General features: G+C 57.8%; 35 protein-coding genes and 1 tRNA gene. 17 read left to right on the top strand and 19 right to left on the bottom strand.

All coding sequences use genetic code 11. The annotated features are described in order from the left end of the window. Positions 1–264: 264 nt before the first annotated feature. Positions 265–717 carry a GNAT family N-acetyltransferase gene (locus J2Y63_RS18550; RefSeq protein WP_435267299.1) on the top strand — a complete coding sequence of 151 codons (453 nt, stop codon included), beginning with the start codon at positions 265–267 and terminating at the stop codon, positions 715–717. A 45-nt stretch (positions 718–762) separates the two neighbouring features. On the opposite strand, the gene J2Y63_RS18545 is transcribed toward J2Y63_RS18550, so the two are convergent. Beyond that, positions 763–1,080, bottom strand: a complete 318-nt coding sequence (locus tag J2Y63_RS18545; protein ID WP_435267298.1) for a hypothetical protein — start codon at positions 1,078–1,080, stop codon at positions 763–765. 413 nt (positions 1,081–1,493) lie between these two features. Here J2Y63_RS18545 and J2Y63_RS18540 point away from each other — a divergent pair, with 413 nt between their 5' ends. After that, positions 1,494–1,793, top strand: coding sequence for a DUF982 domain-containing protein (locus J2Y63_RS18540; protein ID WP_435267494.1), 300 nt, complete (start codon positions 1,494–1,496; stop codon positions 1,791–1,793). Positions 1,794–1,877: 84 nt separating this feature from the next. Here the strand turns inward: J2Y63_RS18540 and J2Y63_RS18535 are convergent, their stop codons facing one another. After that, positions 1,878–2,120 (bottom strand): hypothetical protein, encoded by a 243-nt coding sequence (locus tag J2Y63_RS18535; RefSeq protein WP_435267297.1) that lies wholly within the window; start codon positions 2,118–2,120, stop codon positions 1,878–1,880. A gap of 798 nt (positions 2,121–2,918) precedes the next feature. Next, the gene (locus J2Y63_RS18530; RefSeq protein ID WP_435267296.1) at positions 2,919–3,167 is read right to left on the bottom strand and encodes a DUF6894 family protein; all 249 of its coding nucleotides are present in this window, start codon (positions 3,165–3,167) and stop codon (positions 2,919–2,921) included. A gap of 420 nt (positions 3,168–3,587) precedes the next feature. On the opposite strand from J2Y63_RS18530, the gene J2Y63_RS18525 reads away from it, so the two are divergent. From J2Y63_RS18525 to J2Y63_RS18515, 3 genes are all read left to right on the top strand, one after another. Continuing rightward, the gene (locus tag J2Y63_RS18525; protein ID WP_435267295.1) at positions 3,588–3,869 is read left to right on the top strand and encodes a sunset domain-containing protein; all 282 of its coding nucleotides are present in this window, start codon (positions 3,588–3,590) and stop codon (positions 3,867–3,869) included. Positions 3,870–4,074: 205 nt separating this feature from the next. Then, a complete protein-coding gene (locus J2Y63_RS18520; RefSeq protein WP_435267294.1) occupies positions 4,075–4,266 on the top strand; it encodes a hypothetical protein in 192 nt (63 codons plus the stop codon). Between the two features lie 9 nt (positions 4,267–4,275). Further along, on the top strand, positions 4,276–4,452 hold the full coding sequence (locus tag J2Y63_RS18515) for a hypothetical protein (RefSeq protein WP_435267293.1): 177 nt from the start codon (positions 4,276–4,278) through the stop codon (positions 4,450–4,452). Between the two features lie 478 nt (positions 4,453–4,930). Here J2Y63_RS18515 and J2Y63_RS18510 read toward each other — a convergent pair whose 3' ends face one another. From J2Y63_RS18510 to J2Y63_RS18465, 10 genes are all read right to left on the bottom strand, one after another. Then, positions 4,931–5,890, bottom strand: a complete 960-nt coding sequence (locus tag J2Y63_RS18510) for a calcium-binding protein (protein ID WP_435267292.1) — start codon at positions 5,888–5,890, stop codon at positions 4,931–4,933. A gap of 1,212 nt (positions 5,891–7,102) precedes the next feature. Then, positions 7,103–7,576, bottom strand: coding sequence for a hypothetical protein (locus tag J2Y63_RS18505; protein ID WP_435267291.1), 474 nt, complete (start codon positions 7,574–7,576; stop codon positions 7,103–7,105). Between the two features lie 1,250 nt (positions 7,577–8,826). Continuing rightward, a complete protein-coding gene (locus tag J2Y63_RS18500) occupies positions 8,827–9,171 on the bottom strand; it encodes a hypothetical protein (protein ID WP_435267290.1) in 345 nt (114 codons plus the stop codon). A gap of 398 nt (positions 9,172–9,569) precedes the next feature. Then, positions 9,570–10,724 carry an acyltransferase family protein gene (locus tag J2Y63_RS18495; protein WP_435267289.1) on the bottom strand — a complete coding sequence of 385 codons (1,155 nt, stop codon included), beginning with the start codon at positions 10,722–10,724 and terminating at the stop codon, positions 9,570–9,572. 693 nt (positions 10,725–11,417) lie between these two features. Next, the gene (locus tag J2Y63_RS18490; protein WP_435267288.1) at positions 11,418–11,684 is read right to left on the bottom strand and encodes a PepSY domain-containing protein; all 267 of its coding nucleotides are present in this window, start codon (positions 11,682–11,684) and stop codon (positions 11,418–11,420) included. Positions 11,685–11,776: 92 nt separating this feature from the next. After that, entirely contained in the window at positions 11,777–12,082 is a 306-nt protein-coding gene (locus tag J2Y63_RS18485; protein ID WP_435267287.1) for a hypothetical protein, read from the bottom strand. Then, positions 12,082–12,270 carry a hypothetical protein gene (locus tag J2Y63_RS18480; protein WP_435267286.1) on the bottom strand — a complete coding sequence of 63 codons (189 nt, stop codon included), beginning with the start codon at positions 12,268–12,270 and terminating at the stop codon, positions 12,082–12,084. Before J2Y63_RS18480 ends, J2Y63_RS18485 begins: the two co-directional genes overlap by 1 nt. A gap of 388 nt (positions 12,271–12,658) precedes the next feature. Further along, a complete protein-coding gene (locus J2Y63_RS18475) occupies positions 12,659–13,165 on the bottom strand; it encodes a helix-turn-helix transcriptional regulator (RefSeq protein WP_435267285.1) in 507 nt (168 codons plus the stop codon). Then, a complete protein-coding gene (locus J2Y63_RS18470) occupies positions 13,166–13,369 on the bottom strand; it encodes a hypothetical protein (protein ID WP_435267284.1) in 204 nt (67 codons plus the stop codon). It lies immediately after the preceding gene. Positions 13,370–13,392: 23 nt separating this feature from the next. Beyond that, positions 13,393–13,932: a hypothetical protein gene (locus tag J2Y63_RS18465; protein ID WP_435267283.1), complete on the bottom strand. Its 540-nt coding sequence runs from the start codon at positions 13,930–13,932 to the stop codon at positions 13,393–13,395. A gap of 272 nt (positions 13,933–14,204) precedes the next feature. Here J2Y63_RS18465 and J2Y63_RS18460 point away from each other — a divergent pair, with 272 nt between their 5' ends. After that, entirely contained in the window at positions 14,205–14,420 is a 216-nt protein-coding gene (locus J2Y63_RS18460; protein ID WP_435267282.1) for a hypothetical protein, read from the top strand. 22 nt (positions 14,421–14,442) lie between these two features. On the opposite strand, the gene J2Y63_RS18455 is transcribed toward J2Y63_RS18460, so the two are convergent. Together J2Y63_RS18455 and J2Y63_RS18450 are read right to left on the bottom strand one after the other, a co-directional pair. Continuing rightward, on the bottom strand, positions 14,443–14,598 hold the full coding sequence (locus J2Y63_RS18455) for a hypothetical protein (RefSeq protein WP_435267281.1): 156 nt from the start codon (positions 14,596–14,598) through the stop codon (positions 14,443–14,445). 11 nt (positions 14,599–14,609) lie between these two features. Further along, a complete protein-coding gene (locus J2Y63_RS18450; RefSeq protein ID WP_435267280.1) occupies positions 14,610–14,864 on the bottom strand; it encodes a hypothetical protein in 255 nt (84 codons plus the stop codon). A gap of 179 nt (positions 14,865–15,043) precedes the next feature. Between J2Y63_RS18450 and J2Y63_RS18445 the strand changes: the two genes are divergently transcribed. Both J2Y63_RS18445 and J2Y63_RS18440 read left to right on the top strand, forming a co-directional pair. Beyond that, the gene (locus tag J2Y63_RS18445) at positions 15,044–15,544 is read left to right on the top strand and encodes a hypothetical protein (RefSeq protein WP_435267279.1); all 501 of its coding nucleotides are present in this window, start codon (positions 15,044–15,046) and stop codon (positions 15,542–15,544) included. Positions 15,545–16,131: 587 nt separating this feature from the next. Further along, positions 16,132–16,410, top strand: coding sequence for an HNH endonuclease (locus J2Y63_RS18440; RefSeq protein WP_435267278.1), 279 nt, complete (start codon positions 16,132–16,134; stop codon positions 16,408–16,410). A gap of 118 nt (positions 16,411–16,528) precedes the next feature. Here J2Y63_RS18440 and J2Y63_RS18435 read toward each other — a convergent pair whose 3' ends face one another. Next, positions 16,529–17,506, bottom strand: a complete 978-nt coding sequence (locus J2Y63_RS18435) for an AlbA family DNA-binding domain-containing protein (protein ID WP_435267277.1) — start codon at positions 17,504–17,506, stop codon at positions 16,529–16,531. Between the two features lie 134 nt (positions 17,507–17,640). Here J2Y63_RS18435 and J2Y63_RS18430 point away from each other — a divergent pair, with 134 nt between their 5' ends. Beyond that, complete coding sequence (locus J2Y63_RS18430) at positions 17,641–17,844, top strand: CsbD family protein (protein ID WP_256116072.1); 204 nt, start codon at positions 17,641–17,643, stop codon at positions 17,842–17,844. A 129-nt stretch (positions 17,845–17,973) separates the two neighbouring features. Here the strand turns inward: J2Y63_RS18430 and J2Y63_RS18425 are convergent, their stop codons facing one another. Next, the gene (locus J2Y63_RS18425; RefSeq protein ID WP_435267276.1) at positions 17,974–18,159 is read right to left on the bottom strand and encodes a hypothetical protein; all 186 of its coding nucleotides are present in this window, start codon (positions 18,157–18,159) and stop codon (positions 17,974–17,976) included. 116 nt (positions 18,160–18,275) lie between these two features. Here J2Y63_RS18425 and J2Y63_RS18420 point away from each other — a divergent pair, with 116 nt between their 5' ends. Further along, positions 18,276–18,467 (top strand): DUF2934 domain-containing protein, encoded by a 192-nt coding sequence (locus tag J2Y63_RS18420; RefSeq protein WP_435267275.1) that lies wholly within the window; start codon positions 18,276–18,278, stop codon positions 18,465–18,467. A 24-nt stretch (positions 18,468–18,491) separates the two neighbouring features. On the opposite strand, the gene J2Y63_RS18415 is transcribed toward J2Y63_RS18420, so the two are convergent. Next, positions 18,492–19,127, bottom strand: coding sequence for a hypothetical protein (locus tag J2Y63_RS18415; protein WP_435267274.1), 636 nt, complete (start codon positions 19,125–19,127; stop codon positions 18,492–18,494). A 185-nt stretch (positions 19,128–19,312) separates the two neighbouring features. Between J2Y63_RS18415 and J2Y63_RS18410 the strand changes: the two genes are divergently transcribed. The 4 genes from J2Y63_RS18410 (at position 19,313) to J2Y63_RS18395 (ending at position 21,761) form a co-directional block, all read left to right on the top strand. Then, positions 19,313–19,624, top strand: a complete 312-nt coding sequence (locus tag J2Y63_RS18410) for a hypothetical protein (RefSeq protein ID WP_435267273.1) — start codon at positions 19,313–19,315, stop codon at positions 19,622–19,624. A gap of 59 nt (positions 19,625–19,683) precedes the next feature. Further along, positions 19,684–20,247, top strand: a complete 564-nt coding sequence (locus J2Y63_RS18405) for a hypothetical protein (RefSeq protein WP_435267272.1) — start codon at positions 19,684–19,686, stop codon at positions 20,245–20,247. Positions 20,248–20,257: 10 nt separating this feature from the next. Then, on the top strand, positions 20,258–20,452 hold the full coding sequence (locus tag J2Y63_RS18400) for a hypothetical protein (protein ID WP_242221223.1): 195 nt from the start codon (positions 20,258–20,260) through the stop codon (positions 20,450–20,452). Positions 20,453–20,651: 199 nt separating this feature from the next. Further along, positions 20,652–21,761, top strand: coding sequence for an integrase (locus J2Y63_RS18395; RefSeq protein WP_435267271.1), 1,110 nt, complete (start codon positions 20,652–20,654; stop codon positions 21,759–21,761). 84 nt (positions 21,762–21,845) lie between these two features. Here the strand turns inward: J2Y63_RS18395 and J2Y63_RS18390 are convergent. Continuing rightward, positions 21,846–21,922, bottom strand: a tRNA-Pro gene (locus tag J2Y63_RS18390). 160 nt (positions 21,923–22,082) lie between these two features. Between J2Y63_RS18390 and J2Y63_RS18385 the strand changes: the two genes are divergently transcribed. The 3 genes from J2Y63_RS18385 (at position 22,083) to J2Y63_RS18375 (ending at position 25,862) form a co-directional block, all read left to right on the top strand. Beyond that, on the top strand, positions 22,083–22,595 hold the full coding sequence (locus tag J2Y63_RS18385) for an MgtC/SapB family protein (RefSeq protein ID WP_435267270.1): 513 nt from the start codon (positions 22,083–22,085) through the stop codon (positions 22,593–22,595). 206 nt (positions 22,596–22,801) lie between these two features. Next, a complete protein-coding gene (locus J2Y63_RS18380) occupies positions 22,802–24,532 on the top strand; it encodes a type I secretion system permease/ATPase (RefSeq protein WP_435267269.1) in 1,731 nt (576 codons plus the stop codon). 13 nt (positions 24,533–24,545) lie between these two features. Beyond that, positions 24,546–25,862 carry an HlyD family type I secretion periplasmic adaptor subunit gene (locus tag J2Y63_RS18375; RefSeq protein ID WP_256118671.1) on the top strand — a complete coding sequence of 439 codons (1,317 nt, stop codon included), beginning with the start codon at positions 24,546–24,548 and terminating at the stop codon, positions 25,860–25,862. Positions 25,863–25,940 lie beyond the last annotated feature (78 nt).

Here is a 25,940-nt window from a genome sequence, read left to right as displayed (position 1 = left end):
CATTCTGGCACCGCCATTATCGCCTGGTGTTGGGTTAAATGACGATCGACGGTATCCACGAGCAGAGGTGCCATAAGAAAGCGCTTTATGGCATCCATTCGAGCCAAGTCCAAAATCAGCTACAAGTTGTTACTGGGCCGTATCCCGCTCTGATGCAGCTTCAACTGCCCGAGCTATGATCGCCGACTGAATCCACCATGTCTAAAGAAACTGGCCATCTGTAATCTCCAGCATTATATCATCAACCCGTAGCAAAAGCGCATCATGAGCAACGACTGGATTATCCGAAATTTCATTGACGCAGATCGTGATGCGCTCGCAGACATTTATCTTACTCGCCGACGAGATACATTTCACTGGATAGCTGCGACCTCATTCCGCCTCGAAGACTTTACCTCTCAAACTGAAGGCGAGCTAATATTGGTCGCCGAAGCGCATGGAGGAGAGATAGCGGGCTTTATATCGCTTTGGGAGCCTGATTGCTTTATTCATATGCTCTATATCGATAAGGAATGGCAGGGCAGGGGTGCTGGTACCGCGCTGCTTCGAGCACTGCCTGGTTGGTCCAGCAATACTTACTGTCTTAAGTGCCTCGTGCAGAACAAGCGTGCCAAGGGATTCTACCTAAAGCATGGTTTTAAGGTGACGGGGACGGGAGGTTCTCCCGAGGGCGAGTATGAAGTATTGACCATCTCGCGGAGTGAGGGAGTTCTTTGAAAGGGAATAGTATCCGCGTCAGTGCCGTGGCAGTCTGAACCGCTCCTATCCCGCCTTTCCCCAGGCCATGTCATTAAAGACGCCTGAATCGCGGCTGGTCTCGACGGTGTTCCTGCGAGCGTCTGGAGATCTTTTCAAGTAGAGAAGACCCACTCGACTGCCGCGACTATCATGAGCCGTGATTTCCAGCTGCGCGTCGACGTCCACAACCGATTGCAAGATTATCACCTGTTTGGGGGCAAGGTCGAAGCCTAGAATTTGGCCGGAATGACGACCCTGAACAGCGAAGGTGATATACGGGAACTCGGTTTGGATGCCTTCCATCGCCTCAAACAGTTGGTCCTGGGTGATCTCGGCCGCCATAGGTACCTCGACTAAGTTCCGATGTTTGAAGAGAGGAGGCCACCGGGCCAGGGACGTGGGGCGGCCCCCTCCTTCGCCACCAGTGATGTTGGGGGCACTGATGGATCGCGCTTTATCAACAAGGCTAAGCGGCTGAAGTTCCGTCATTTCACGAGTATTTTGTATTTCCGAAAATTGCGGATTGCGAGATACACTCGGGCGACATCTTTTGCTGCTCCCTGATTGGCGTGTGGGACAAGCTATCTCTTTGGTTAGCAGGCAGCGTGTGGCCGCGCCTGAACCCCGATCCTGGAAAATTTCCGGTTAGGCGCACCAGCGGGCCTTGAACTAGATATGTGAGCAAATTAGATTTTCGATAGGCGCTTTGATGAGCGCCATCCTTGTTGAACACCAACGTTTTCAGTGAGGTAGCCATGTTGAGAGTGTTTGATAGGCCCGTATATCTCAAAGAGAGCAGAGAGCTTGTCCGAGAAATAACGTGTCTGGAGGACGCGATTGATTTTCTGGAAGAATGGCCGCAGCGGGATCGGGACATTGTCCACGATGCAACGTTGAAGACCTGCTATATGGCCTGGGATGGCCATAAGCCTATTGGAGTTGCGCGAGACGCAATTCGGTCCTTTGGAAGGATGAAGGGCATTCTGATTAAATCGCCAGGTGTACAGCCCTGGATGATTAGGTCACGGTCCGGCGGAGGGCGTGTGTCCGCCTAAGCTGCGCAAGGGGTTCGGTGGCTCTCGCGAAATCCGAGCCCCTCTCGTCGGGTATGCCTCAATCGCCGCAGGTAGCACGCGGTATTATGCTGTTCCTGAGTCCTCTTCGATCTCCAGCAAGCTGGCAATATCCAGCAACAGTCGCTGGGCATCAGGTCCGATGGTGGTTCGATTGGCGTCAATTGTCATGCGGATGTTTTCAGCATAATGCGCAGGGTCTAGACGTCCGCTCTCGTTGAAAGTTTTAACGAGCACCATAAGTGCGTTGGCGCGCGCCGTGTGTATAGCCGAAACCGCTTCAACCACCTCCTCTGTATACTTCTTCAATGCGGCCTTCCTAGTGCCTGTCTCGCTTGCTCTTCATTTAGCAATCCAGCAGCTTGATGAGCTTCCTCAACAAACAATCCGCGGAGTGGACTGCCATTGAGGACAACGACGAGTCCCGTCGAGAGGTCATACACTTCCCACTGGCCTGCGGGGCTTCTGCGGATGTCGTACTGATCCAGCTCGCTCTCGTGTTCGATTAGCATTCGTTCCCTCCGGCTGCTCTGAAGATAACGCTCACCAACCAAGTCCCGTCAACCGCGAGCGTTTCGCAATTAACTCAATGCCCAAATTTGGCCGTCCCCATTTACGCAACCGTCTTGCGTGAGCGTAGGACGTTTGGCTTAATTAGCGTGTGCGCAGCCGCGCATTTCATTTTTGGGGAAAATTCATGACACCTACCATACGGACGGGCCTCGGCGCCCTTGTCCTCGTAACCGCCCTTGCGCTTTCGAACACGTCAGCCCTTGCCTGGGGCTGCGCCGCTGTGTCCGAGGAAGGAACCTACGGGTACAGCTATAGCTATGACAACGAGGGTGCTGCCCGAGAGCGAGCACTAAACGAATGCGCAAACCGGACATCGACTGACTCGGTGTGCGAAATTGTCGAGTGCGATGAAGACGAATAGTCGGGCAAGGCTTAGGCCTGGAGGAAGCAAATAAAAAAACGAGCGCCCGAGGGGGACCGGGGCGCTCGCTTTATTTACTCGTGCGTTAGGGCGCGTAGAGCAAGTAGATAACAGTGAACTCGGCACCTTGTTCCGCCGAATCGGATTATTTGAGAAATATTGTCTCCCCACAGTTACGATTCATGAAAACCGTGGGGGATGACCTCCATGACGAGCCGCACAGTGACTATCGGCACCCGGTTTTCGTCTTGGAGTTCAACTGAAAGGCTATCGAGCTTTCCTTTAGGGAGGCCGTCAACTGCCATCTCCGCCAGAAGGAATTTGGCCTCGCTTTCCGCCTCCTCTGGCCCGGGAAATTCAAAACTCCGGTCCGGCTGAAGCACGTCTTCCTGATCCTGGATCTTGAAATAGAATTTGGCCATCTGTCCCTCCGCGCTACCTAAGTGGAAGGACAATGGTGAAATTGTCGCAACGTTCCGGCCGGCCCATTAGGCCTTACTGAAATTCGATCGTCATTTTGCCCCTTTGGGCGTATCCTGTCCGGATGGAGAGCCTGTCGCGGTATCACCTTGGCCAACATGAGAACGGCACTTGGCATGTGATCGATGCCAAGACGGACGGCCCGGCTGAGATCCAAGTGGACGGGCAGTTCTACCTTTTATGGGGAATGGCCAAAGTCGAAGCTGAGAATTGGTCGCTCCTCCTTAATCAGCTGGAACGACGCCGTCGCAAGCCGACTTAGACCCACCTACAGACTCCAGGAGCTTCCGCCGCCGCCCGTAGTTTTCACCACTCAGTAGATGCAACTTTATGTAACTCCTAAACCGGCGGAAAACATTAGGATGCTAATGCTTTCTCTCATGAGCAGCTTCACATACCTGTTAGTCGGCGCTTCGGTTGCGAGCTTGCTAGCGATGGGCGGCCACGCGCTCATTCCGCGGGAACTTTATGATCCGGCCTGCAACATCAAGGGCAACGTCTCGTATAACGGCGGTCAGCAGATCTACCACGTTCCAGGCCAGCATTATTATACCGAGACCGCCATCAGTTACGCAAAGGGAGCGCGCTGGTTTTGCTCAGAGGATGACGCTCGTGCGGCGGGTTGGCGGCGAGCTGGCTACTGAAACGAGGTGCTATATGGTTTTGTCTAAATTGCCACACGAACCTTCCGCCACTGCACGCGATCAATCCAACCGGCGTTTGATCCGCTATGCCCGCGAGGAGGTCCTTGCATTCCTCTTCGCTGGGGCGGCAGCAGTAGCTTTTGTAATCCTCGCGTTTGCAATCGGACCGTAGCCCTCCACGCCTCTTCGCCCACGGGGGACGGACGTGGGAACCTTTGCTCTGCGTTCCAGTTCGGCTGTCATGAGCACTGAGCAAAAAGCTATTGCTGGCATGAAGGGCTTCGTTATCGTCATTTCGGGGATAGCGGCCCTTGTCGCCGGTATCTACATTGTCTTCTGGACACCAGGAGAGCCGGAAGTTCAGCCTACAGCTAATGCTATCAACCGATCGGAATGAGGTGTTGATATGAAAAGAGGTTATCTGCCACAGGATCTGGCAAACTTCGATGACCCGCAGCCAGATCGGGCTAATGAAGAGCGGGCAAGCCGGCATATCATTTATGCGATGGCTGGAGCGGCAATCGCGGTGGCGGGCCTCTATGCCCTCGGCATCATGTGCGGGGTTTTTGCGAGTGCGATGTAATCATGGCCTTGCCTACATCGCGGCACCCCGCCCACCACGCTAGCGTGGCTCTCCACCTATAGACGAAGCCTAGTGCTTGAGCCCTATTTGGCGACCCCGAGAGCGATACCGATTGTCGCCGTTTCATTGCTGGGGATTTCCGGCAGAACTTCGAAATGCTCCGGCTTCATATTCGCGATATGAAGCTGCCAGGATTGTGGACAGAAGGTCTCCTTGGGCAAAATGCCGTCGAGCTATCTCGTCTCTGTCTGGACTTACGTCGCGATCGTAATGGGCGATTTAGGCCGATAAGGCCCACCGGGAGCGATACATGATCCACATGATCAATATGAACGGACTGCCAAGCGGGCCTTGTCTGCACGGTCACGCCACCATTGGGAGCACGACCCGTGGATCGCAATAGGGAGCCTTTTGGGATGGTGGGAGCTGCTCGCAGCCGCTCACGTCGAGCAGCTCCCACCCACATTGCGAAAGTTGCTTACAGCAGGTATTCGGACTGGGAGCCAAGACCAAGCCCACCGAGCAATCCGCCCAGCACGTCGCCCAAGTCGTCCAGCACGTCGTCTACGAGGTTGCCCAGGCCATTGTCAGTCAGCAGGTTGGTCAAGCCGTCTTCCATGCCGCTCTGGCCGCCAACAGAGGACAGCAGGTCATTAACGCCAAGGCCGTCAAGCAGGTCTTCCAATAAGAATTCATCAGCGCCTAAGCCGCTCAGCACCCCGCCGAGCCCTAGTTCGTCAACGAGATTGCCCACACCAAGGCCGTCCAGCAGGTCATCGACGGCCCCCGTCAGACCGGACAGGCCGACGCCCAGATCAAGAACGGCGTTGTCGCCGGTGACGATTTTTTCGACGCTGTAGAAGTTCTGCCTTTCACCGCCACCGACGAGATTAAACCCTCCATCGAGATTGAGGGAAATCAGAACGTCCTGTGCATCGCCTTGGATGTACGCGGTGTCGGTTCCATCGCCGCCATAAACGGTGTCGTTGCCGTCGGCATAAAGAATGTCGTCGCCCGCGCCGCCGCCGATGATGTCGTCACCTTCGCCGCCACGCACAGTGTCGTTTCTGTCGCCGGCATAGACCGTGTCGTTACCCGCTCCACCGTCGATGTCGTCGGAGCCGGAGTTTGGAGAAATGTTCGGGCCACCGTAGACAATATCATTTCCCGCGCCCCCGCGGACGATATCGTCGCCTGCGCCGTGAAAGAGCGTGTCGTTGCCAGCACCGCCATCGATCTCATCGTTACCGGCATTGCCCCAGATCAAATCAGCGCCGCCGCCACCCTGGGCATTGTCGTCGCCAATACCCAGGCCGATGCGGTTGTCGCCGTCGTTACCTACGACTGTGTCGTCACCCGCCTGTGCGAATACGCTTCCCTGCCGATCGCCAAAAACAAATGTATCGCTGTCGGCGGTGAGAAAATAGGGCTTTGCCATTGTCCACTCCTGCGTACCTTGAGTTGAACGGGCCGGTATTGGCTCGTGCAGGAAGTACGAGAACAAGCAGGCGAAGGTTCTATCTCGCGATCAATGCATTTGTCTCGTGGTAACCACAGCGTTTAATCGACACGATAGGACACTACATCCGTGTAATATTGGTACAAATGGTTTGAGCGAGGGGCGATCGGCGCCGCGGGGTGCAGCAGCCGCTACGCCAATGGCGATATCGCGATCAGAAGCGAAGAGAGGGAGCTTGCTAAGCTGTGGCCAGCATCCTCCCGACGTTATGCATATAGCCGCGAATCTCATCTGGCTCGGCGCCTTGCAGGCAGAGATAAGCACGCAGGTACGTCTCGATTGCATGGAGGAATAAGAGACGCTGTGGGTGATCTGAGAACTGGCGGATAGTGTTCTCCATCACGAGATGGCCCGCGTCTTCGAATGACTGCGCCAGGAGGAAGATGCCGAACGGCGTTAGACCGGCGCCGTGGGGTGGCTTTGTTGGTTTAGGCATCTTGGATGTTCAAATTGGAACCTGTCGTCACCTTTGCATGACGATCCAAGGCTCTCGACATTCCTTTAGGTGACAGACAATGGCGTCCGCACCATACAACACATGACGCAACACTAATAACGTCCGACCGAAAGAAAGTGAGAACAGTTCGTTCAACCATCGCCCTATACATTAGCGCGAGGGTTACTTGATTAACCTCAGTTCTTTGGGTTAACGAGCTGATTGATTTGATCCGATCACGCTGCCGGCCGTATCAAAGGCTGGAGGTGATCTGATGAAATATGAAACTGGCATGCACATTGTCTATGACGTCCTGAGCAAAGGTGTCCTAGTCGAATTCCGTAGCAGGTCGCATTATTTGGCGGGTCCCTTTAAGACGCAACAAAAAGCGATGCGCGCGGGGAAGCGCTGTGCCGTGAGTTGGGTTGGGGGAAATCGGACGACGCGTGAGGCGACGCCGGGTGCTGGTTCTTTGCTACCCTACCGACGATCCACTGGGCGTTCGAGGTTGACACAAAAAAGCCCCGCTGAAGCGGGGCAATTCGAGCGGCACATTGGCTAGATGCCACTGGGAGGGCCTTCAGAGCCCGCCGCTATAGAAAATAGAAATGGGGTGTATGTGAAGGCCGGGATCAGCGAAATCGTTACGGTTCGTGAATAATTTCGGTGCGGTACCGGTGCGCGGCCCAGCGACCCTAGTCCAGCAGATCCACAATCTGCCACCCGTCGGCAGTCAACGCGGTCCAGAACCGTCCCGCGGCATCCTCCTCCACGGTTGCCCAGCCGCGTAACCGCAAGCGCCGCACACTGTCTTTCATCGAGGCGGGGATATCGTTGTAGGATCGCGGCCCTTTCGCGAGGAGGCACATTGCAAGGAATTGCGGTCCCGTAAGGCGAACGACGGGCTTGCTGGAGATGTACCTGGCCGCACGCACCTGACGCCCTTGATTGGTGATCGCGATCTTGATTTTCTTCCGGGGCTCGATGCGCATTTCGGCGAAACCAAGTTTCTCCAATTCCTGATAGGCGACCAAATCCGGGTAGGCGAGTCCGTCCATTTGGACGTCGTCGCTGGAGGCTAAGCGATCGATAAGGTCGATCTGGGCTGGCGTGAGCTTGTGGATCAAGATTGGTTTTGAGGGCATGGCTACATCGTCGTGTTGCTCCATCCTCGCACCGCGATGCAGGGTTGTCGAGACGGCAGGCGCAAGAACAAAAGGGCTGCGCCATCAGAATGACGCAGCCCCTAAAGCGGCCGGCTGGGAGGGGCTTGGTGGGAAGCACTGTTCCGGCCGCGCAAACCTAACTGAGACTGAATGCGATTGTTCCGTGGGTCTGCACTTCGGGACTGGAGACGTTCCGCAGCTTTGGCCGCGCGGGGTAAGGCTTCCACCCCTTAGGCGCTAAGGCTTCCACCCGTTAGGCGCACCCCATCCGAGACCTCGGCTCTCAAGCCATTGGGTCACCTCTCCCAGAGTTCGCCGCCTGCGAGACTTGCGGAGCAACTCCATGGCTAGAATTGCCACGGCCTCGGCAGTTTCTGACGACGGCCAGACCCCCAGCAGCGCCCTTACCTCTCGGGCAGTTACTGCGGACATTCCGTCCGGAACCTCCCCGTCGCCGGGCTGATGGCAGTTCCTGTAATACAACATGTTGACATGACCGACTGAGATGCCGAGCTCACGAGAAATGTCGTTGAACGACCAGCCTTGATCGCGAAGGGCGACAATGCGCTTGTTGCGTTCTACGATCATATTAGAGCCTTTTGCACCCATCACGGAAAAACTGTTGGAAGAGCGATCATCCCAACCGCTGCGGCATGTCGCAGCCGATGGGTTAAGCCTCTGCCATTATGGACTGCCAGGCTTTCTCTCTTGTCCCCCGCCTGGCCTAAGGCGCTCTAGGAGGAGATGAGGATCCGTCTTCACATCGGTCAGTTTGTCGACCCTAGTTTCCACCGGCACTTCGATGGAAAACCCGTCTGCCTCTATTGGCCGCACGCGGCGCACCTCATACCGGAACGATCTGACCTCAAGATCTGAAAAGCCACGCCCATCCCGAAGGATGCCCATAGCGTACGTGACAAGATCGTCATCGCCGCATGGCGCGCCGTGTGGGTGCGCAATGGGCATGCTGGGAACAGGGATAAGTGCCAGAAGCTGCCTTCCGCTTGCGGCAAATACGCTAACTGTTATATCGGACATCTCACAGTCCTTGCGGTGATACCTGCCTAGAGATTGGCGTGAGTCCATCTGCCGAAGTCAAGCGGTGTGGCGGAGCGCATACGCCTCCAGACTTGACCGCCGCTGCGGATTGTAACGGACGAGTCACGCTGAGCAGCGGCGGCATTTCCAGCCTCAAACGAAAACGGCAGGCCACCAAAATGACCTGCCGAGAATAGCGTCACGCGGTGAAGTGATTAAAAGTTGATTTCCAGGCCGTCTTCGCAGAAATCGAACTTGGCCGGTTCCGACTCGGACCCGTCAGCATAGCTTGCCTTGACCCATTGCGCACAGTTTTCGCTGTTTGTGCTTTGGTCCCACACAAGATTTGCTGTTGCGCCTGACTTGATACCACTACCAATGTCAAAGTAGCCCCAATCCTTTTTGTTCTCGGAAACCAATATTTCAGTAATCCCGGTATTGGTGGTGTTTGTTGCTGTGAAAGAGAACTCCGCGGCATAGGCGGAAGTGGTAATCACACCACTTACCGCAGCACCGAAGGCGAGAGCAACAAAACCCAAGCGTGCGCTATTCAAATTCATGTTTGGCCCCTAGATTAAATGTGAGTTCGACGATGGTGGTGTTACACTTCGCGCGTGGGAAGTCGATGGACATAACGCGTCCAGATGCGTCTAGTCTTTAGTAATGTTAACGACGCAGATTTGAGCCGATTATTCCCCGTTATGGCAAACGCAGTCCAGTGGAGCCGTTTTCCAGATGCGGAAGACCGTGACGAGGCCAAGCAAAAGGCGGTTACGGATAGGCCCAGCACTACCGAAAAGTATCGTCGCGATAATCGGAAAGCTGCTCAATACCATCCCCTTTGCTGCCCATCAGCCAGTGGCCCTGGCATGAATGGGGCCCGCCTCGACCTGCACCGTCCGCTCGTCACGAGGACACGCATTCGCTAATGAGGTTTTAGGCGTGGTGCGAACGGCATTCATGACGGCATTAGTGGCGGGGGACCAGAGCGTGAGGGCAGGCGCGCCGCATTCACGTTGCCCGACTTCCTTCGCGAACGTAGTCGCTCGAGGGGTAGCTCGACCAAGATCACAATGGCATAGGATATGGAGAACGTGATGATCACACAGGCTATCGTACGCAACGTGCCTTGATAAATGTCTTGGTGCGTCCCGACAAAAGCGTTGTAGGCTAAGAGTATCGGCCAATGTAGAAGGTAGACTGGGAACGAGAACGAACCGAGAAAACTGTCAAGGGTCGAGCTTTTTGAACGTTCAAAAAGGGCGGGTAGCACACAAAAGACAAAGCCATAGAAGGCTAGATACATCAGCTCCACATGCACGTGGAGCCTCGTCGCAGCAATGACTCCGGGATGCACTGATAAGGCGCCTACCAAAGCAATCCAAAAAACGTGTCTCTGTCCGCGTGACCCGAGAACGCCGAGTATAAAGTTTCGGCAGCGATAGGAAACCATTCCCCCGACAAACAGCGCTATCTCGAACGGAAAGAAGCGATTGGTCCAGGGGTCATGAGCCAGTCCGTTCCACCACCCGATACAGCGTAGCGAGAATGCCGTGGCCACAATGAATAGAAGCCAAGATGTAGAAAGTCGCGCGAGAAACGGGGCAAGCAGGTAAAAGGTTAACTCAAGCGATATTGACCATGCCGGCGGGAGCAAAAGTAACTTCTCCGCAGCGTTACCGACACCGACTGTGGTGTAATTCAGTGATGATGTATCAAGCTGCTGAAATACAAAAATGTCTTGGCCAATTATGAAGATATGGGATAGCACGACTTTTGCCCAATCAAAGGGGGTGAGAACCTGCATTGCGGCGTAAACTTCATAAAAAAACCCGCTAGAATACCGGGAAAGAAGCGCAGATATCATTGCAGAAAATATTAATGCTAGGAAATATGTGGGGTAGATGCGGATCGCGCGATTTGAGTAAAATAGGAAAATGTCGCTTCGTGGATTGTATTTCTCGGCTAAAACCATTTGCATGAGAAATCCTGAAAGCATGAAAAAGCCCTGAACGGCGCCGCGACCGGTTGCCATGTCGTAACCGAGTAAGCCGCCGCCGTGTGTGCACACCACCGATACAGCCAGTACAAGTCGAAGAGCGCCCATTCCCATGACTTCGTCCCCGCCAACCGTTGCTCAACGACGTAGAAAAGCATGCCAAACTAGGCTGCTTCGATCGTTCCATCGCGATGTATTCGACACCATTCCCACAAAAACAACGGCAAGCGAGTCAGGAAGCCGGTCATGCAGCTAGCATTTTGAGGTAGTTGGTCGGCCGAGAGAAGGATGTCAAAAATAAAGGCCGCTGGTCCTTCGAGCGTCTGATGCCATCGTCTCGGCCTTCCCATCAGCGAAAGAATTGCCACCGGCACGGATGCCGACTGCGCTATCAGATCTCCTCTTAGTGGTGGTGTGCGGGCGGTCGGCCGCGGTAGAAGGGTAGGTGTATGGGCGGCCAATGGTCAACTGCTTACTTCCGCAGTACGGACTCCTGATCGCCCGTCACGCACCGCTTCCCATCCTTGTCGCCATCCCAAGGATCGCCGAACCCCTTGGGATGTGGCGGCTCGGAGATGGTGGCCAGGGCATCTCGCACAGCAGATCGTTCTCGGCGATGCTCACGCTTTTTGAACGCCTTGTTGCTGTCAGCGGTCGTGATGCCGGTAGCTAGCGCTTTTTCCGTGATCTGGTCTACGCTGGGGCTCTCTAGACGACGACGCCTTAGAGATTTGCATCGCTGAGCGGCTTTGTCGAGCCGCCCAACTCGGGACAGCGGACGGCTGCACGCGTTTGCTTACGTCCGGCCTACTCTTGGTCCACTGGCTTGCCGCCAGCATCGATGTTGATTTCGACGCGGGCCTTGTCGTTTGTGCGGTACTGGATCTCGTAATACCCGCGATCACTCCACGACATCTCGTCCAGACGGGCAAAGTCTGGCCTGGCCTCGATGAGTGACAGAATTTCCGATGGTTTCTTCCCGGTCTGCGGAGAGGACTTGTCAGGCTGCTGCTGAGCATAAGCAGGCAATGCGACGATCGCGGCGACACTAGCGGCGAATATCAGATTTCTCATGATGAGCTCCGTTTCAAGAACGGAGACGAAACGAATCAAGTTGACGTAAGTTCCGCTGCGAGGTGAAGCCGGGGGAGTTGAGCCGACCCCAGTCAATCCCGCCCCATCTTCACCAACACGAAGTCATTCGCTTCCCGGTTGTCACACCGGGTGCACCGCAGTTTAGGCTCCAGCGTGATGATCATGCACTTCTTGCCGAAGCGACGCGCCAGTTCCCAGCGATCGAGATAGCCAGCGTGCTTGCACCGGAAACACCGGGCGCCGAGCTCGTACCACTCGGGGATATCCTGAAAGGCGACTGAGTGCTGGCGGCTGTTCACATACACGTTCAGGCCGGTGCGCGCCGCCGGATCAATCGGAGTGCCGGCCGTGATATCTATGCCGCGTCGGTGACGCATCAGGGGCGTTCGTAACGAGGCTTCCAACCGCGGGCATAGCCCTTAGAAACGAGCGCAGAGGCTGTGTAGAGTTGATCGCGCAGGAAGTCCGCGTCGGCCAGCAATTCGCGCACCGCGACGCGTGCATCGCCGCCGTAGGCCTCGATCACGGCGTCTACTTCGTGCTGCGGAGCGGCTTTGCTGGACATGGGAACCTCTAGGAACTACGTCCGCTGGGCGGACTATGTTCCTATTTTGTTCTCATTGGCGGAGGAGTCAAGTTCGCGGAGTCTTTGCCCAAGGTTTCGACAAGGCTCTCAAACTTCAACAAAGATTTGGAAAATCCACATTCCCTTTTGCCTTACAGGCAACGATGTCGCACAATATACGCGTGGGAAAGATGAGAGCGTTCCAGCGCTCTCATCTCCCGCGGGCATAGCGCCAGTAGTCGGGGGAGCGGGACATGCTGCGGTGTCAACGCACCCGCTTCCTCCGAACTACGCATGCATTATGACATGCTAAGGTCTCTTGCCTTATGCAGGACCGCCTAATCCACAGATCAATTGCAGAATTTCGTTCTTGCATTGTTCTCGTTCGTCAATCAAACTTCCAATTCTTCCAGGTATCCGTGCGTTGGATTTCCGCCACCCCTTCGTCGGCAACGAACCATTCTCGTTGCCCGCGATGGTTCCTTCCGCCGGCACGAACAACGCCGACCTCGGCCAGCGCCTCCATAGTCTTTTCACCGGCTTGTGGGATAAGATCAACTGTGGTGCTGTCCGGGTGGGCTATCATAAACCGGAGAATTCGTTCTTCACGGGCGTCCAGGCGATGGATGGGGCGGTGTTTGTCGCGCTTTTTGTGTTGAGCATCCCAGTGTTCAAATGTGCCACGGGTATTTGCCGCGGGTGCGGCCGGGGCAATGGGCGCTAATCCACTTATCTCATCAAGTCGCGCGTCGATCGCTTTCTTGTCCCACTTCCTGGTGCCGAGAATAGGCTCCGGCATTTTGCCCGAAGCGACCCACATAGAGAACGTTGACTCCGCTATTCCAAGGTAGGCGGCGGCCTCCTTGCGACCGATGAGGCGCGGTGCGGTGGTCATTCACCGGCTTCCCAACCGCGGATGCACATACGGCAAGAAATCGTCGTCGTAATCCTCATGCCCGAAGTAGTCGAGCGTCCGCTGGCCGCCAGGTGACGAGAAGTCCTCGCACTCACCGTCCGGCCCGGCTAGCAGCACGCCAATGACCTGGTAGGCCTGTTGGATCTTGGCCTCTAGTTGTTCGATGTGTTCTGCGTCGGTCATCTGCTTATCCTCAGAACACGTAGCTACAGCCGCCGCTTCCCACCATGCCAGTCGTTGACGCGCGCCATCTCTTCCCGACCGACGCCCGTCACGGTCCAAGTTCGATCGCCCTGCGCGTCCTTGCGGCCTTCTTTGACGGCACCCTTCGCGGCCAATTCCTGCAGCGTGAAGTCGGTGGCGCCCGGTATCTCTGCGCTCGTCCCAACGTCGGGATGCTCGACCATGTACCGGAGCGCGCCGAGGCAGCGGGTGTTCAGCCCCAGTTGCGGCTTGCGCTCGTTGCGCTTTTCTCGTGCGGAGCGCCAGGCGTCTGGGTTTTCTTTCGGAGGCTCGAGCGACTGAAGCACGTAGGCGCGGTCTACGCCCATGTGCAGATTGTACCATTTCCTCACCAGTGGTACCGGCCGTCCTCCATGAAGAACATCGATGCGAGGGAAGCCGTGCCGCTCCAGCATTGGAATTGCTGCCTTCACATACATTGAGGCGCGCTCCTTGCCCACGACGGCAATGGCGATCTCGCGGTCAGTAGCGAAGAGCGGGAGTTTGCTGAGGGGATCGTTCATCGGACACTACCACGAGGACACCATTGCCGCCGGCACGGATGCCGACCGCGTTGTCTGGTCTCCTCTATGTGGTGCAGGCGGACGCCTGTTGCGGATGGTGGGCCGCGGTCCATCATTATTGCAAAAGGGCTGCGCCATCAACATGACGCAGCCCCTGTGGCTGCCGGCTTGGGGGGGGCCTTGAGGGGCCGACCGCAATGCCACAACCTCGCAACACCGGACTTGTTCCGTGTCGCCGCGACGCTATCTCACCGCGCTCTAAGGGATGAACAATGCCGACACCTGAGAAGCCCTGCAGGGACGCCGTGCTCGCCGAACTGACCGCGGTCGAATGCACGGCTGAGAACCCCGTCGATCTTTACCTGGTCGGCCCAACTCTCATCTCGGCCGGCTACACGCAGCAGCAGATTGTCAGCGCGCTCGACATGCTCGCATATGAAAAGCGCCTTGAGTACGCCGGCGGCAATCGGGTCCGGGTGTTGCGGTGAAGGGGTAGCCGGTTTGACCAGTCTACAGCTGTCGAATGATGCGGTCGATTTTCATCGTGGCCGTGTCTAAATCCCTCTTCGCTCGCTTGAAGTCTTCTTTTTTGATTGCGTTCTGGCAACCACCGAGCTCATTTCTCAACACGCGCTGCAGGGCTAACTTGATTTCCTCGTTCGTCATCACTCCCTCCCTCAAGGTGCCATCGTCGCACCGCCACGTGCGGTTGTCGAGGGCTTGGCCGGAGGCACAGTATCGCCCGACGCTATCAGCGCCGCGATCCGCTTCACTTGGGAAGAAGCATTGCGCTTCTGCCTGCGAGCTTCGTGCTCCCGTTCGAGCCGCTCGAGGTGCGGAAGCATGCAATCTCCATAACGGTCCTCGAGCCGCGCAAATATCTGCATGCCTTCTTCGATATCTTTCAGCGTTACGTTGTCATCTCGCTTCATTGATCGCTCTCCGTTGATTGGAGGATGATGTGGTTGGGTGGTTTACAGATAGTTACCTCTGCCAATCTCGCGCCACGAGAAGGGCGCCGGTCTAGTAAGGGCGAGCGCAACCTTCCCCGTTGCATTGTCCGGCTCTTCAGGCAATATTACCCAAAGTTGCAAGGGCTTGGGAGTATGGGATGCGACTTCTTATTGGTATTTGTGCTGCTCTGCTGACGATCTCCGGACCGGCGTTTGCCGGCTTCGACAACTGGAGCGCGGAGAGCGAAGACGATCCGTTCTCTGGTGGGAACAGGACCACTGTCGATTATTCGAATTCGGTACGATCGGGCGTCGTCATCATCTGCGACACGGCGCAGCCTGGCCTGATGATCCGCGCCGTGCCAGGTTTCGCGATGGAGGCCGGTCTGAGCGAGTTCAAGCCCATGATGGAGTTCGCCATCGACGGCAAGAAGGTGCTGGGCCAGGAGGGCAGGGTCGGCGCCGTCGGGGACAACGTTGCCGCGGCTGAGACGATGCTGACGAAGGAGAACTCGCAAAGCTTTGTCGAGGCGTTCGCCGCTGCTCAGAAGCAGATTGCCATCAAGGACGGCATGAGCGATCGGCCGTTTCTGTTGACCGCGCGCGGATCAACCAAGGCTGGCGCAGCACTTGTGAAGTGTATGGCAGGCCAGAAGTAAACTTCTTTGACGGGTCTCCCCAGATTTGGGGAGACCTACTTTGCTGCGCGTTTCATTCGAAGTTCCTTTGGCGCACACCACCCTCAATGAATTCTATCCCCTTCGACTCGAGGGCGGACTGAATCGCGTGTAGCGTCGTCCCCGTGGCCGTGAGAAGTGGTCCATTGATCTTTTCGAGACGCTTTACGGTCTCGACAGAGACGTCTGCTAGCCCCGCCAAATCACGCTGATCGAGTTTAAGAAGCCCCCGCGCTCCCCGGATCTGCGCCCCTGTAATCACGAAATACCCCTAAAGTGCAAAATTATACGCCGGAGGTGTTGACTCCTAGCGTGCATTGGATTACCCATAAAGTGTAATCGCTTCCAAGGCAACACGAGGAGACAGCCAGCAATGTCGAAGACCCCCAGATTAAGACGCACGTTCACGGCCACGTTCCGCTTTGTGGTCGGCCAACTCGTCCGGTGCCGCGACCGGTTTGCAATCGTCATCGGAAGATTAAGATCTGCCAACGGCCTTGAAATCTATGAAGTAGCACTGACCGGCGATACCGCCGGTCGGCCCATCCGTACCTTCCTCGGTGAGTTCCTTGAGCCGCTCCCTGCGAGGTCCACAAAAACGCGCAGTCGCCGCCCTGCTGTTCGTCCTCCAAGGGGGGAGATGCTGCTACTGCCGCAAGTTCTTGCGGCTTAGCTACGCGCCGCAGCCCAACCGGCATGACGCCGCCACCATCGAACATCTGCGCCGCCGCGCTGACGGCGGCCGCAACAACATCGACAACCTCGCTCTGGCCTGCAAGCAGTGCAATGACGGACGCGGGGTGATCGACTGGCTGACCTATGCCAGCTGGATCCGAGACGAATTCTGAGTTTGCCGCTGACGCGCCGTAGGGGGGCTGCGCGCGGCCTTTTCCTTACCAGGGAGGCCGCCGCCCACCGAGCGCGGCATTTTAAAGCCGCTCGCCCTCACCAGGCGGGCGGTTTTGTTTAGTCCATCTTGAAGTAGCGGAATACCGGGGCGAAATCGTCTCTCAACATCGCATAGCGCTGTTCGACGCTTCGCATATTCTCTGCGGCGATCGCGTAGGAGAACCCTATCGACCCGTTCGTGAAACGTTCCATCCCGATCGAAGGCTCGGCGCTTAAATCTCTCTTCGCGCGAAACTCAAACTTGTAGAAAGCCCGAGCTTCACCTGGATGTATTACATACCCCAACCCGGCCGCTAGATGCTGTCGTCCTTGGTAGTGGGTCGAGGTCAAATCTGGGACGGGTTGAATTGTCTCGGGATTGAAGACGTGCCCCTTACGGTCCCATATCTGCAAGCTAATCGACTTCGCCGAAACTTGACTATCATTTTCCAGGCCAAGGATCATCGTGAAAACGGCTTCGGAGCCTACGGAAAACTGCTGGACAGTTGAAACCCGCAGCAGCAGTGAGGGTGACGATGTTCGCCTAAACGCGTCCTCGATGTCGTAATGCTCCATTGGGTACGAGCGACTGCCGATCCGCTTGAAGTACTCTTTTTGCCCTCTGGCCTCCGAGCGATGCGGACGACGATCCGACCGTGGTACGTCGACCACGAGGAAACCGTCATCAGCGTCCGGCGACGAATATATCGATGCTACCCGAATGCCATCATGCCGGGGCTGGAGAAGATCGGCGGCAGCGTCGCGAACTGAGGTCTCAGCCCGCCGAATGTTCTCGATCGGGGTGAGCCCTGTAGCTTGGTCAACTCCGTCTCTGTTAACGGCCACCACCCCGAACACGAGAACGCCGCCGGCGGAGTTTGCGAACGCTGAGCACGCTTTTGCCAGTATCTTTTTCCCTGGATTCGTAAGCTCGCCCGCGTCAAATATCGGTTCCCGCAGATTGTTCGACTTGAACTCTAAGGAGAGGGCTTCCTGCTTGCCAATTAGGTCTGCCACTGCTGCGGTGCCGCCGGATATGAGGTCGTCGTAGGTCAATGGAGATGTCCTGTAGTGGTCTCGAAGCGATATTATCTGCCACGCGCACCCGCATCAAAGGGTTCAGTGTTGCTGGATCAAAATCGCTCGTCACGCATTCTTTTTCCATCAACGTCCGAATGAAGGAGACCACGATGGACTGGAACCGTGTTGAAGGTAACTGGAAGCAGGTCAAGGGCAAGATCAAGGAGCAGTGGGGCAAGCTCACTGACGACGATCTGGACGTCATTGACGGCAAGCGCGATCAACTTGAAGGCAAGATCCAGGAGCGCTACGGTTACGCGAAAGATCAAGCCACGAAAGACGTCGATGATTGGTACGGCCGCCAGACCTGGTAAGGCGCACTGCGGCCTTCGGCGCGCCCCCTGCTGCTGAGTTTTGGTGCAACCTGCCCCGAAACCAACTTTTGATAGATACGCCACCCGGCATTCACCTGCCGGGTGGCTTGTCATTTCAGAACTGCCGGTTCACTTCTGCTTTTCGCCGGCACTCTTGCCGTCTGAGCTCTTAGAGCGTTCCTCGAAGCGATCAGCGCCCTTGGCGAGGTCTGAACCCTTCTCGGCTTCAACCTTGCGCTCCTCGGCTCGTGTGGCCTTGTGAAGGCCTCTTGCGCCTTCCTTGCCTTTATCCGTCGGTGCGTTCTCGATTGCCATTGCACGTCCTCCTGTTGGTCAAGCTGCAACGGAAGCAGGTCGACGATGTTCCCGTGTACTAAGGAACAACGCGATCTCCCGCACATTCATCTCATCCAACATTAGGAGATCACGAAATGCAGGACGAGCGCGACAGGCGGATCAAGGCGAGGGCTTTCGAACTGTGGCAGCGGGAAGGTTCACTCGATGGCCGGACACTGGGCCACTGGCTTCAGGCCGAGCGCGAGATCCAGGAAGAGGAGGCTGCGGAAGCCGCGCGGAGAGATCAGGGTAATGTCGTCGGCATGCCGGGGGTGAAGCGGACCTGACCCGATCGGCCAATCGAGTAGATGCTAAGTGCGAAGCAGGCAGGCTACCTCGATCAACGTTTCGTGGCTGAAATTAGCCGAGAAACTATAGTCGATCCTTCCTTGTGCGGGGTCTCCGTATTGGTGCGAATCCCCGTCCGGCCTTTTCCCTGGAATTCTTTTATCAAAATCGTCTACTCTAATTATGGTTGATGATGCTGAAACAACAGGCCCGCTAAGACCAAAATTCATGACTAGTTTCCCGACATTGCGTCGCGACTTTTCAAATGAATCGTATTTCGTGGACCATTGGCCCGTGGCGAACGAAACTATTACTGCTTCAACCAGGTCAACAAAGCTGTGATCGTCTGCGAGGCCACTCAACTCCGCCGATGGTAGGAACGCTACATTCCATTTCGTTCCGCTATTGCGCCAATTGGTTATGCGGCAGGATTGGTAGTGATAGACGCATTCGACGCTCCTCTTAACCGAGGTGGTCATCGCTGCCGCTATCAGAAGGTGCGCCGCATCTCGTGCGGACATTGAACCCGCTCCGCGTCCAGCTTTCTCTTTGCTCATTAGCCCGTGGTCGCGAAGTTCACGAGCCTGCTGACGAACGGTTGCCTCCTCCAGCCTAAAGAGCCGGGCAATCAGTTCCGCTAGTTCACCTGGTTTCGCCAAACCTTAATCTCCGGTGGGGTGTGTCCGCTCCGTATACCGACCTCACGAACGCGCGTCAATGTTTCGATAGTAGTGCTATCGATATTTTTAGAATCGATAGCTTGACTTTCGATTTAATCGATACTAAATATGTCGATACGCATGGGAATAGGGCGGCGGGCGCGTCACCAGCAAGAGGAGAGAACATGACCACAATCAGCATGATGAACGCCGAAACACCCTTCGCAATGGTTGAACCAATCGTGATCTTAGACAAGCATTCCGGCGTCAGCGACCAGGAATATCTGATCAAGTCGAGCTACTGGCTTTCCCGCGCTGCAGATCTCGTCTCTCAGAAACGGGACGGATACTACGACTTCAATCCTGTCGGAGGCGAGACGGTCGAGCTGGAGTTCACCAACCGAGAACTCGCGTTTCTCATCGACGGACTCCGGCGCATCAGCCGAACTTTGACCACGGAAATTGCAAGCCAAGCGCAACCGCGGGCTGACGCCTGAACCGGATGAACCTAGCGTCGTCGGTCTTCCGTCGGCCATTTATCATGAAGGAGAGAACATTGACCTTATCGAATACCGAACTCGCAACCGCACTGATTCTCGGCCTGACCGCAATGGACAGTGACCCGAATCGCAACTGGAGTGAAAAGCGGTCGGCAGACGAGCGCGACGCCGCCCGCCGGCTTTCCGCCCATATCGTTACGATGGTGCCAGACATGGGCGAACTCGCCGTGATCTGCGTCGGCATCTGGGTCCAGCAAATGCCGCACGTCCTAAAGGAAAATCGCGACTTCTACCACGGGCCTGACGTCTTCCGCGAAAACGAGCACTACCAGTATGCCGATGACAGCGGCTGGACGGAAGACAGCGAGGTCGAGCCGCCGTCATGGGCTGAGCGGAGCGGCGTGGCGGCGCTTCAGGAGGTCTTTAACGATAAGGCCGTCCTCGAACTGCACCGGCTCCACGAGCGCCACAAGCGCCAGAAGGCTGAAGCCGCGCAAGAGAAGCGGCGGGCCAAAGCCGAGGAGAAGCGTGCAGAGCAGCAGAGGGCTATCCGCCAAGGGCAGGTTGTTGCGCAGATGATGCGTTCGGCTACCGCGGCGACCTCCGGCATGATGCACTGAGGAGCTGGCAATGGACGACGATTCAATCACCGCGCTCGGAATGATCGGCGCTTGGTCTCAGCATACCGAGGCATGGCTGCTGGACAGGATAGTTTTGGCGAATGGCGGTGACATCGTCATGTCATCCGCAGAAGCCTCCACTATGGTGGAGGCCCTGAACAGACTCCAAGAGGGCTTGGTTCTCGTAATTAACGAGAACGCCTGATGCTCCCGATCCCGGTTAACGACAACATCCAGCCTGACGCCCCTCTCAGGCTGGCCGACATCCTCTCGGTCGCGTTCCCGCACGGTGGAATGACGGTGAGCGGTCTCCGAAAGGAGGCCGCCCACGGCCGACTCGTGCTTATGAGGATCGCCGGCAAGGATTTCACGACGCTGCGCTTGATAGAGGAGATGAAGGAAAAATGTCGCGTGCCCGCAAACCAGCAAGACTGTGGCTCCGACCGGCCGACAAGGACCGGGACGCCGTCTGGGTCATTCTCGACGGGGGCAAGCAGTTCCGCACAGGCTGCGGTCAGCATGATCATGCAGGAGCTGAGAGGGCGTTAGCCGAGCACATCGGTAAGCAGTTCCTCGCGCAGGCGCCGAAGAGGCATCGGGCGGCTGCTGATGTAGCTATCGCCGAGGTGCTTGCCCACTACCTGTCACTGAAGAAGGACACGGCGACCCGACCCAGAGAGCTAGCTGCGCGCGCTGAGAACCTTATGGCGTTCTGGGGCGACAAAACGCTGGACGACATCACAAGCGGCACCTGCGCCGAATATGTGAGGCGACGAGGAAATCAGAACGGCTCCCGCCGTGAGCTTGAGGATCTTCGCGCTGCGTGCCGCCAGGCCATTGCCGACAACGTCACCCGCCAGTCTGTGACGGTCACCCTTCCGCCGAAGGCCAAGGGGAGGGTGAAGCACCTCGATCGGTCGACACTCGCGAGACTGATCTGGGCCGCCTATCGCAAACGCGGAAAGTTTCGTGGCGTCGACAATAAGCGGAAGCCAACCGTGCACATCGCCCGATTCGCTCTTGCGGCAGTTTACACCGGCAGCCGATCGGCGCGCATCTGGCAGGCGTCGTTCGTGAAGGAAGCTGGCCGGCCTTACATCGATCTGGAGGCCGGCGTCTTCTACAGGGCGTGGGAGGGCGAGATGGTAGCTTCGAATAAGCGAGCACCGCCGATTCGCCTTCCTGCTCGTCTGCTTGCCCATATGAGGCGGTGGCATGCGAAGGGGGCAAGGTATGTCGTCGAGTACAACGGCAAGCCCGCGGACCCCAAACGGGCCTTCCGCAACTTGGTCGATGATGTGTTAGGTGAGGGCGCCGAGGGCGTCGTCCGCCACACCTTGCGGCACACCGCAGCCACATGGCTCATGCAGGCAGCTACCGACAAATGGGAGGCATCCGGTTATCTGGGCATGACCCTGGAGACGCTGGAGAAAACCTATGGCCATCACCATCCGGATCATCAGGCCGGTGTCGGTGAAGCATTTACAACAGGGAGGGCAGGGCGAATGAAGTAGCCATTCATTGCCGTATTCATTGCCGTGATTTTTACGAGGCTTTTCGGGAAAGTGTCAAAGCCCGGAAAATTGAGGCTTTTCCGCTGGTCGGAGTGGAGTGATTCGAACACTCGACCCCCACGTCCCGAACGTGGTGCGCTACCAGACTGCGCTACACTCCGTGACCAGCGGCGCTTCCTATAGATCAGGCTTTTCGTTTCGACAAGCGCAAAATGTCAAAAAAATTCGAGAGCTTGGGCAAAACCCCGGCTGGCCGGGAAATTTTTCTTTGTCGGCTCAGCGTCGGCGGAACCGAAATGGGGCTGTTGCGTTTGGCGAGCCATGGAACAGATCCTCGCCGACTTCTTTCCGCCGACGCGATTGCCCTATCCGGTCATCCTGGCCCGCATGGTGGGTGCCATCGTGCTGAGCGGGGTGATCGGCGCGGAGCGGGAGTACCGGGAGCATCCGGCGGGGCTGCGCACCCATATTCTGGTCGCGCTTTCTGCCTGCGTCTTCGCCATTCTCTCCATCGAGAGCGTGCATATGGTCGGCTTTGCCGACGAGCAGGTGCAGATCGATCCCCTGCGCGTCATCGAGGCGGTCACCGCTGGTGTCGCCTTCCTCGCCGCCGGCATGATCGTCTTCTCGCGGGGCGAGGTAAAAGGCCTGACGACCGGGGCAGGGATGTGGCTCGCCGGCTCTGTTGGGCTGTGCGTGGGCCTCGGCTATTGGTTCATTGCCGTCTTCGCAACGGTTGCCTGCTTCGTCGTGCTTTTCATCATCGGCAAGCTCGAAATCAAGACGGATGGCGGGACAAAACGGGTTGGCCGGCACGATAAAGATGACAGTTGAACTCTTGTTTTCAGGCGGTTCGTCGGAATTCTGTTGATTTACGAATAAATCGCGCCCTATACCGTCTTCCATTGAGGTGGCTCGCGTTTTGCGAGCACCCCCGCATCCGGCCGCGCGCGGCAGGGCGGTCGAGTGGCCCTTCGCCGCTCGGACAACGGCCGGAGACCGGCCGAACCTCCGGCGTCGATCTTTAAAGAGACAATGTGATGCGTCCATCGGGCAAAGCCGGTGTGGAAGAACTCAGAGCCGTGCTGAAATCGAGCGCCGCGGGCTTCCTCGCCATCGGCTTCTTCAGCTTCTTCGTGAACCTGCTCGTGCTCACCGGCCCGCTGTTCATGCTGCAGATCTACGACCGGGTGCTGTCCTCCCGTTCGGAGGCGACGCTGGTGGCGCTGACGGGGCTGATCATCGGCCTCTATATGGTCATGGGCGTGCTGGACCATATCCGCAGCCGCGTCGCGGCGCGCATCGGCGCCCGCTTCCAGGCCCGCTTCGACAAGCGCGTCTTCAACGCCGTGCTCGACCGCACCAACCTGCACGCGCAGGGCGTCTCCACCGTCACCGGCATGCGCGATCTCGACGCGATCCAGAAGGTGCTGTCCTCGCCCGCGCTCTTCACCGTCTTCGACATTCCGTGGACGCCGTTCTTCCTCTTCATCATCTTCACCTTCCATCCGTGGATGGGCATGCTCGGCGTTGCCGGCGGCCTCATCCTCGTGGCGCTCACCTGGCTCAACCAGAACGGCACGAAGGACGATCAGGAAAAGGCGATGATCGCCGGCCGGCTCAGCGACGAGATGACCCAGACCTTGCAGAAGGAAAGCGACACCGTGCGCGCGCTCGGCATGCGCCGCGCCGTCGCCGGCCGCTGGCAGCTCTTGCGTGACAGGGCGCTCGAGGCCAACATCCACTATTCCGACAGCAACGGCTTTTACTCGATCTCCTCGAAGACCTTCCGCGTCTTCCTGCAATCGGCGATCCTGGCGCTTGGCGCCTATCTGGTTCTGAAGAACGAGATCACCGCGGGCGCGATGATCGCGAGCTCCATCATCATCGGCCGCGCATTGGCGCCCATTGAAGGCGCCATCGGCCAATGGTCGCTCATCCAGCGCGCCATGCAGGGCTGGAAGCAGCTTTCCGAGCTGCTCGGCCGCGTGCCGGAGGAGACGGCCCGCACCGCGCTGCCCAAGCCCCGCGCGCTGCTGGAGGTGGAGCAGGTGACGGTCGTGCCGCCCGGCGAGCAGGTCGCGACGCTGCGCATGCTGAATTTCGAACTCAGGCCCGGCCAGGCGCTTGGCGTCATCGGCCAGAGCGCGTCCGGCAAGTCGACGCTGGCGCGCGTGCTCACCGGCATCTGGCCGCCCGCCGCCGGCAAGGTGCGCCTCGATGGCGCCTCGCTCGAACAATACGGCACGGACGGCCTAGCCGACCATGTCGGCTACCTGCCGCAGGATGTCGTGCTGTTCGAGGGCACGGTGGCGGAAAACATCGCCCGCATGGCGCTCGATCCCGATCCCACGATGGTGGTGGAGGCGGCGAAAAAGGCCGGCGCGCATGACATGATCCTGCGCCTGCCGGATGGCTATGACACGAAGCTGCCGGCCATGGGCGGCCGGCTTTCCGGCGGCCAGAAGCAGCGTGTCGGCCTCGCCCGCGCGCTCTACGGCGATCCGGTGCTGCTGGTGCTAGACGAGCCGAACTCCAACCTCGATGCCGAGGGCTCGATGGCGCTCAACCTCGCCATCCGCAACATGAAGGCAGACGGCAAGTCCATCGTCATCATGGCGCATCGCCCGGCGGCGATCGAGGAATGCGAACTGATCCTGATCATGGAAAACGGCCAGCGCCTTGCCTTCGGCCCGCGCGACGACGTGCTGCGCGCGCATCTGCGCAACCACACGCAGGTCGTCGCCGGCACCGGCGGCAGCAACAAATAAGGGGTATCGGCCAATGAAAAAGGAAACGGCACCCAGGGACCGCAAGTGGGCCAGCAGCGGCTATGCGATTGCGGGCTATGCGACGGTCTTCGTGCTGCTCGGCGGCATGGGCGCCTGGGCGGCGCTGACGCGCATCAACGGCGCCGTCGTCGCCAGCGGCATCATCGAGGTCGCCAGCAACCGCCAGATCGTGCAACACCTGACGGGCGGCGTCGTTGGCGAGATCCGCGTCAAGGAAGGCGACACGGTCAAGGCGGGCGACGTGATGATGCGCCTCGACGATACATTCGACCGCTCCGAGCTTGCTGTCATCGAGGGCCAGCTCTTCAGCCTGCTCGGCACCGCCGCGCGGCTTCAGGCGGAGCAGGACGAGAAGACCGAGATCACCTTCGACCCGGAACTCCTGAAGGTTGCGGCGAGCGATCCCGACGTCGCCGAAATCGTTGCCGGCCAGAAGCGGCTGATGGAAGCGCGCGCCGAGACACGCGGCAAGCAGGCCGGCCAGCTTCAGGAAAAGAAGGCGCAGATCGGCAAGCAGAACGAGGGCCTGGAAAGCCGCATCAAGGCGCTGCAAACCCAGCAGGGCCTGATCGGCAAGGAACTGGACGCCCAGAACAAGCTGCTCGCCCAGTCGCTGACGAATGCGAGCCGCGTGCTCGCCCTTCAGCGCGAGGAGGCGGAAATCCTCGGCACGATCAGCCAGGCCCGCGCCAACATCGCGGAAAACACCGGCCGCGTCGCCGAAATCGAGATCGCCATCCTCAACATCCACTCGACGGTGCGCGAGGAGGCGACGACGACGCTGCGCGAGATCGAGGCGAAGGTCGCCGAACTCCGGGAAAACCGCAATGCCAAGCTGGAGACGCTGAGCCGCATGGACATCACCGCGCCGATGTCGGGCATCGTGCTCGGCATGCAGGTGCATGCACTGCGCTCCGTTATCCGCCCGGCCGATCCGCTGCTCTACATCATCCCGCAGGAGCATGATCTCGTCATCTCCACGCAGATTTCGCCTACGCAGATCGACCAGGTCCATGTCGGCCAGATGGCGCATATCCGCTTCGCCGCCTTCGACCACCGCTCGACGCCGGAAATCTTCGGCCATGTGACGAAGGTCGCAGCTGACGTGCTCGCCGACCAGCGCACGGGCGCGACCTATTACAAGGCCGAGATCAAGCCGGATGTCGGCGAAATGCTGAAGCTCGGCGACAAGCACGTCATGCCTGGCATGCCGGTCGAAACCTTCATCCAGACCACCGAACGCTCGCCGCTCGAATATCTGGTAAAGCCGCTCGCCGATTATTTCGCCAAGGCGTTCCGCGAGCGCTGAGGTCTCGCATTACCATTCGCTGATGGAACAATTTTGCCGCCCGGGCATTTCCCGATCAACGCAATGTTGGAAAGGAAA

It is taken from the genome of Shinella sp. BE166 (genome assembly GCF_051201095.1).
Taxonomy (GTDB): domain Bacteria; phylum Pseudomonadota; class Alphaproteobacteria; order Rhizobiales; family Rhizobiaceae; genus Shinella; species Shinella lacus.
The sequence above is the reverse complement of the archived record's forward strand: the minus strand, read 5'-3'. Positions and strand labels throughout refer to the sequence as shown.

What these genes read in the sequence shown, in the direction of transcription:
- J2Y63_RS18455 (WP_435267281.1), bottom strand. Translation starts at nt 14,598, where the DNA reads ATGACGAACGAGGAAATCAAGTTAGCCCTGCAGCGCGTGTTGAGAAAT.
- J2Y63_RS18500 (WP_435267290.1), bottom strand. Translation starts at nt 9,171, where the DNA reads ATGAATTTGAATAGCGCACGCTTGGGTTTTGTTGCTCTCGCCTTCGGT.
- J2Y63_RS18480 (WP_435267286.1), bottom strand. Translation starts at nt 12,270, where the DNA reads ATGTCCAGCAAAGCCGCTCCGCAGCACGAAGTAGACGCCGTGATCGAG.
- J2Y63_RS18490 (WP_435267288.1), bottom strand. Translation starts at nt 11,684, where the DNA reads ATGAGAAATCTGATATTCGCCGCTAGTGTCGCCGCGATCGTCGCATTG.
- J2Y63_RS18505 (WP_435267291.1), bottom strand. Translation starts at nt 7,576, where the DNA reads ATGGAGCAACACGACGATGTAGCCATGCCCTCAAAACCAATCTTGATC.
- J2Y63_RS18430 (WP_256116072.1), top strand. Translation starts at nt 17,641, where the DNA reads ATGGACTGGAACCGTGTTGAAGGTAACTGGAAGCAGGTCAAGGGCAAG.
- J2Y63_RS18380 (WP_435267269.1), top strand. Translation starts at nt 22,802, where the DNA reads ATGCGTCCATCGGGCAAAGCCGGTGTGGAAGAACTCAGAGCCGTGCTG.
- J2Y63_RS18445 (WP_435267279.1), top strand. Translation starts at nt 15,044, where the DNA reads ATGCGACTTCTTATTGGTATTTGTGCTGCTCTGCTGACGATCTCCGGA.
- J2Y63_RS18400 (WP_242221223.1), top strand. Translation starts at nt 20,258, where the DNA reads ATGGACGACGATTCAATCACCGCGCTCGGAATGATCGGCGCTTGGTCT.
- J2Y63_RS18460 (WP_435267282.1), top strand. Translation starts at nt 14,205, where the DNA reads ATGCCGACACCTGAGAAGCCCTGCAGGGACGCCGTGCTCGCCGAACTG.
- J2Y63_RS18385 (WP_435267270.1), top strand. Translation starts at nt 22,083, where the DNA reads ATGGAACAGATCCTCGCCGACTTCTTTCCGCCGACGCGATTGCCCTAT.
- J2Y63_RS18425 (WP_435267276.1), bottom strand. Translation starts at nt 18,159, where the DNA reads ATGGCAATCGAGAACGCACCGACGGATAAAGGCAAGGAAGGCGCAAGA.
- J2Y63_RS18525 (WP_435267295.1), top strand. Translation starts at nt 3,588, where the DNA reads ATGCTAATGCTTTCTCTCATGAGCAGCTTCACATACCTGTTAGTCGGC.
- J2Y63_RS18395 (WP_435267271.1), top strand. Translation starts at nt 20,652, where the DNA reads ATGTCGCGTGCCCGCAAACCAGCAAGACTGTGGCTCCGACCGGCCGAC.
- J2Y63_RS18495 (WP_435267289.1), bottom strand. Translation starts at nt 10,724, where the DNA reads ATGGGAATGGGCGCTCTTCGACTTGTACTGGCTGTATCGGTGGTGTGC.
- J2Y63_RS18510 (WP_435267292.1), bottom strand. Translation starts at nt 5,890, where the DNA reads ATGGCAAAGCCCTATTTTCTCACCGCCGACAGCGATACATTTGTTTTT.
- J2Y63_RS18530 (WP_435267296.1), bottom strand. Translation starts at nt 3,167, where the DNA reads ATGGCCAAATTCTATTTCAAGATCCAGGATCAGGAAGACGTGCTTCAG.
- J2Y63_RS18420 (WP_435267275.1), top strand. Translation starts at nt 18,276, where the DNA reads ATGCAGGACGAGCGCGACAGGCGGATCAAGGCGAGGGCTTTCGAACTG.
- J2Y63_RS18375 (WP_256118671.1), top strand. Translation starts at nt 24,546, where the DNA reads ATGAAAAAGGAAACGGCACCCAGGGACCGCAAGTGGGCCAGCAGCGGC.
- J2Y63_RS18465 (WP_435267283.1), bottom strand. Translation starts at nt 13,932, where the DNA reads ATGAACGATCCCCTCAGCAAACTCCCGCTCTTCGCTACTGACCGCGAG.
- J2Y63_RS18470 (WP_435267284.1), bottom strand. Translation starts at nt 13,369, where the DNA reads ATGACCGACGCAGAACACATCGAACAACTAGAGGCCAAGATCCAACAG.
- J2Y63_RS18545 (WP_435267298.1), bottom strand. Translation starts at nt 1,080, where the DNA reads ATGGCGGCCGAGATCACCCAGGACCAACTGTTTGAGGCGATGGAAGGC.
- J2Y63_RS18485 (WP_435267287.1), bottom strand. Translation starts at nt 12,082, where the DNA reads ATGCGTCACCGACGCGGCATAGATATCACGGCCGGCACTCCGATTGAT.
- J2Y63_RS18540 (WP_435267494.1), top strand. Translation starts at nt 1,494, where the DNA reads ATGTTGAGAGTGTTTGATAGGCCCGTATATCTCAAAGAGAGCAGAGAG.
- J2Y63_RS18515 (WP_435267293.1), top strand. Translation starts at nt 4,276, where the DNA reads ATGAAAAGAGGTTATCTGCCACAGGATCTGGCAAACTTCGATGACCCG.
- J2Y63_RS18410 (WP_435267273.1), top strand. Translation starts at nt 19,313, where the DNA reads ATGACCACAATCAGCATGATGAACGCCGAAACACCCTTCGCAATGGTT.
- J2Y63_RS18450 (WP_435267280.1), bottom strand. Translation starts at nt 14,864, where the DNA reads ATGAAGCGAGATGACAACGTAACGCTGAAAGATATCGAAGAAGGCATG.
- J2Y63_RS18550 (WP_435267299.1), top strand. Translation starts at nt 265, where the DNA reads ATGAGCAACGACTGGATTATCCGAAATTTCATTGACGCAGATCGTGAT.
- J2Y63_RS18475 (WP_435267285.1), bottom strand. Translation starts at nt 13,165, where the DNA reads ATGACCACCGCACCGCGCCTCATCGGTCGCAAGGAGGCCGCCGCCTAC.